The sequence below is a fragment of the Xanthomonas sp. SHU 199 genome, from assembly GCF_000364665.1.
GTDB lineage: Bacteria > Pseudomonadota > Gammaproteobacteria > Xanthomonadales > Xanthomonadaceae > Xanthomonas_A > Xanthomonas_A sontii.
This window is the reverse complement of the sequence record NZ_AQOI01000549.1, coordinates 1-558: the sequence shown is the minus strand read 5'-3', so window position 1 is coordinate 558 and position 558 is coordinate 1. Positions and strand designations below refer to the sequence as shown.

The 558-nt window shown below is 76.2% G+C and carries 1 pseudogene; it reads right to left on the bottom strand.

The features are described 5' to 3' along the window. Positions 1 to 558 (bottom strand): annotated as a pseudogene (locus tag D183_RS25025) (phosphomannomutase/phosphoglucomutase); the annotation flags it as partial.

The window sequence follows — 558 nt, the reverse complement described above, 5'->3', positions numbered from 1 at the left end:
GCAGGCGCCCGCGCGCGGCCAGCAACAACAGCGCGCCCAGCACCAGGCACAGGCCGGCGACCAGCAGGCAGGGCAGTGCGCCCAGCCCCAGCGGACCAGCTTCGGTATCCGGCAGCGAGGCGACCATGCGCAGGCCGCTGTCGCCGACCGGGCGCGACATCGCGTCGGCGCGATCGTGCAGCGCATTGTCGCCGGCGGCGATCACGTCGTAGCCGCCCTGGCGCAGGGCCAGATAGCCGGTGCCCGGCACCGATGCCTGCGCGACCGGGTCGGTCAGCAGCGCCAGTGGCAGGCGCAGATACACCACCCCGGCGTTGCCGCCCAGCGAGACCGGCGCGGCCAGGCCAAGCCGCGGGCCGCCGCCGTCGCGGATCACCGCGCTGGCGAGCTTGCCGGTCATCAGGGCCTTCTCCAGCAGCGCCAGGCGGCCGTAGCCGAAGTGCGCCACATCGGTGTAGCCCGGCTCCAGGTCGGCCGGCAGCACCTGCGCGTCCTCTGCCTGCGCCCAGTCCGCACGCAGGGCCTGGGCGGCGGCCGCGGCGTCGCCGCGGCGCAGGG